This is a genomic window from Microcystis sp. LEGE 08355 (assembly GCF_015207185.1).
GTDB lineage: Bacteria > Cyanobacteriota > Cyanobacteriia > Cyanobacteriales > Microcystaceae > Microcystis > Microcystis panniformis.
In genome coordinates this window covers 1-3,506 of record NZ_JADEXI010000492.1, presented here as the reverse complement: position 1 = coordinate 3,506, position 3,506 = coordinate 1, and the positions used below count along the sequence as shown (strand labels likewise).

Annotated in this window: 4 protein-coding genes; 3 read left to right on the top strand and 1 reads right to left on the bottom strand. The window is 41.5% G+C overall.

Annotated elements, in window-relative coordinates; translation table 11 throughout:
• Positions 1-232 precede the first annotated feature (232 nt).
• Positions 233-889 carry a SnoaL-like polyketide cyclase gene (locus IQ242_RS19870; RefSeq protein ID WP_193961149.1) on the bottom strand — a complete coding sequence of 219 codons (657 nt, stop codon included), beginning with the start codon at positions 887-889 and terminating at the stop codon, positions 233-235.
• 355 nt (positions 890-1,244) lie between these two features.
• On the opposite strand from IQ242_RS19870, the gene IQ242_RS19865 reads away from it, so the two are divergent.
• The 3 genes from IQ242_RS19865 to IQ242_RS19855 form a co-directional block, all read left to right on the top strand.
• On the top strand, positions 1,245-1,436 hold the full coding sequence (locus IQ242_RS19865; protein ID WP_193961148.1) for a hypothetical protein: 192 nt from the start codon (positions 1,245-1,247) through the stop codon (positions 1,434-1,436).
• A 128-nt stretch (positions 1,437-1,564) separates the two neighbouring features.
• Positions 1,565-1,969 (top strand): hypothetical protein, encoded by a 405-nt coding sequence (locus tag IQ242_RS19860; protein ID WP_125730249.1) that lies wholly within the window; start codon positions 1,565-1,567, stop codon positions 1,967-1,969.
• Between the two features lie 162 nt (positions 1,970-2,131).
• Positions 2,132-3,506: tetratricopeptide repeat protein (locus IQ242_RS19855; protein WP_193961147.1), on the top strand; the 1,375-nt coding region annotated here is incomplete at its 3' end.

Sequence of the window (3,506 nt, the reverse complement as noted above, 5' to 3'; positions counted from 1 at the left end):
CAGGTGTGGGGTGTGGGGTGTGGGGTTTTACCGGTTTTGAGGTGGCCAATTACCTAATTTTCAGGGAAAAAGTGCCTCAATTTTTTGCATGAGTGCATGAGGAGAAAACGGGTTTCTCGGAGAAACCCATTTTCTGTGCGTTACTCAACGGATTTAGTATGAAATGACTAGAGGATCAAAAGTAACCCGATGGATTTTGCAGATTTGTGGGTGATCCCACCCTTGTCATTTCCTAACCGTGCATTGGACACTTTCCGCCAGAAACCAATTTTTCTAAAAATTGGCTATTATCAAAAAAATGTTCAACATAAGTCAGTTTTAAATCTGCATTTACATCAGCAATTGTAATGCCATATACCTCTATTAGTTTGTTGGTAGGCGCATGACCTTTAAATTCTCCTTGATGTGTTCCCCAATGTCTCCATTTAAAAATAACTCTTGGCGGACCGCTATAAGCCTCAATAACTTCCCAAACAAAACCAGTTTTAAAAGCATTCATAAAACTGGCTGCACCTGATTCAAAATCTTCTGCTTTTGAACTATAAATCGGTGTTTCGCCTAAAAATAAATTATAAGTTCCGCGTTCTATAATATCTTGTACCGTATATTCCGGACCGTGGTTAGTACGCATTCTAAATTGATCTATATCAACCGATGTCCATTGATTGGGATTTAGCTTGTAAGTGGCTTCCATTTCAAATGTTCTTACTAAATTCTGTGCAATAGCTTCTAAGGAGCCAGTGGGATGATGTTTTTCGCTTTGCACCCTCAACGTTTTATTCGTTCCTGAATAATCTGGGCGTTTTCCATAACGCCATTCTATGCCGTCATCAGCCGCAAGTACATTATCTCTATCTTGTATTTGAATAGGAATATTTTCTTCTGACATATTTAACTCCTTCTGTGATCTTTAAAATTGCTGAGACTTACCTAAAAAACAAATATCTCGTATTTGCCTAACGGCTTAATTGAGGGGCAAACGATCACGTTTCCCTCCCAACAAAAACCTACCAATATTGTCCGCTCCAATGGTGTGTTATGCCCGATCGCTTAACTATGTCTTAATTTTCATGATCGCAAATAACCCCTGTGGACTGATAAGCTGCCCGCGCATTTAAATTGCTTGTTGAGACGAGGCAAGAGGCAACAGTAAAGGAATTGGAGGAGATTCGGCTAATCTAAGAATAAGCAGTTTAAATAGGGTTTGCTGAATAAATGTGAAATGTAGGCAAGGTAGGGGTTTTGTGGCTTTACGAGCGAAACAGGTGCAAGATTTTTGCGTCTTCATCGGCCCGCGTCCTGTAGGGGCGAAGCATTTGGGCAATAACCTATCGGTGAAACCGGAGATTTTCTATCCCAATGCTTCGCCCGTACTTTTTGCCGCAAACCCTAAATATGTCTTAGCTTACCAGCGCGTCCGCTTCGCTCTAATCTAAATCCTGTTGTGGCAACGATATCAGAGTTTTGTTTTTTACTTCTTGAACAGTCAACCAAACATTTAAACCGTCCACAACTGCTGTTGCCGTTGTGCTAGAATGGCGAAAAATTCCCCCCATTGATAATTATGTTAGCAGAATTAGCCGCCGCCGAAATCGCTAAAATCGCCTTTGAAGCTGTTATCGGTAAATTAACGGAAGGAGCCATGGATAAAGGTGTAGAATTGTGGCAAAAAATTAAGCAAAAGTTACAAAAGGAACCCGCCGCCACTCAGGTTTTAGCGGCAGCCGAACAAACCAAATCCGAGGCGATGATTGAACAGCAAGTGGTTCCTTTTTTACAGGTAGAAATGCTCAAAGACCCCAATTTTGCCCAAGAAATCCAAACCCTAGCACAACAAATTATGACAATTAATCAGAATCAAACAGAAACGAAAACTCAAATTGGTACACAAATAAACAAAGATATTAAACAACAATTGAACATTCAAGAAGTTAAGGGTAATTTAAATCTAGGAATCCCTCCTGAATGACTGGCGGATCTGCACCCAAAAGCAGACGCAATAGAAAATAATCGCAGTAGTCAAAGGAGTACTTTCAGGGGAGGAAATGCTCGAAAACGTCTCGCCTATTGGCAGGGAAGGAAGGAGGAAATCACCCAAATTAAGCAGTGGTTTACTGATCCAAATGTTGCGATGATTGGCATCAAAGGAGTTGGAGGAATTGGAAAATCTACCCTAGCCAGCAAAATTTTTGAGGAGGAAATTCCCCTCGATCCTTCCCTAGGGGACGATAAAGATTTATTCCCAAAACGCTTTTGGTGGGAAGCGGGAAATCTGGGCGAATTTAGTGGTTTAGCTCGCCAATTCCTGACGGAATTTGGTTATCCCGTCCCCAAAGAAGAAATAGATTTACAGGAAGCTTTAATCAGACAACTGCAACGCCATCGCCACCTAATTATTATCGATAATCTAGAGAGTTTATTAGGGGAAGATGGTTCTTGGAATAATGAATTTTATCAGCAGTTTTTCACTGCTTGGATAGAAAAAGGTGACACCAGCAAAATTATAGTCACCACCAGAGAAAAGCCAAAAACTAGGGTTTTTAACCGTTGGATCGAGCTAAAAGGTTTGAAACCACCTGAAGGGGCGCAATTGTTAGCGGAATCGCGAATAACAGGGGATCTAGAGAACTTTTCTCGACGGGTGGATGGTCATCCATTACTCCTGCGATTGGTGGCGGATTTAATCTTAGCAGAATTTCCGCAAAACCCCAGTTTAGAAAGGTTAGCGGACTTAGGATTAGGAAATTTATCGCAACTTTTGAGCGATCCGCAGGTGGTGGGGAGTCATCGTCAAGAGACAGTGGGAATTGCTTTAGTTTTAGATGCTAGTTTTCAGCGACTTAGCCAAAGACAGCAGGAATTATTCACTAAAACCAGCATTTATCGCCGAGAATTTGATTCTCCAGCAGCCAAAGCGGTGATGGATAATTACCCAGAGATCGCACTGTCCGAGATCACGGCAGATCTGCGAGAATTGCAGCGACGATCATTATTAGAAGAAAAAGAGGAAAATCGCCAGCGAATTTTTAGTTTTCAGCCTTTAGTTTGGGAATATGCACAATACAAAGCCGGCGATCAAAGGGAATTACACCAAAAAGCGATCGCCTATTATCTTTCTATTGCTAAACCCGACTCCTGGGAAATCCTCAACGATGTGCAACCTTACCTAGAAATTTTCTATCATCACTATCAGTTAACCGAGTACGACAATGCTTTTGATATTCTCCGTGCTATCGATAATTTTCTCACCCGACGGGGGTATTATCAAACCCTAGCCGATTATTACCTTGAATTAGTCACTGTTTACCAACAACAGGAGGATCAAACTAACTGGAAATATACCGCATCCCTCACCAGTTTAGGCAATGTTTACTATTTTCTAGGAGAATACCAAAAAGCGATCGAGTTTCATCAACAGTCCTTAGCAATCACACGCGAAATCGGTGATCGGGGGGGTGAAGCGTCTTCCTACAATAATTTAGGCACTGTTTACTATTCCCTAGGAG

Coding starts and splice junctions, on each gene's coding strand:
- IQ242_RS19870 (WP_193961149.1), bottom strand. CDS start 889: ATGTCAGAAGAAAATATTCCTATTCAAATACAAGATAGAGATAATGTA.
- IQ242_RS19860 (WP_125730249.1), top strand. CDS start 1,565: ATGTTAGCAGAATTAGCCGCCGCCGAAATCGCTAAAATCGCCTTTGAA.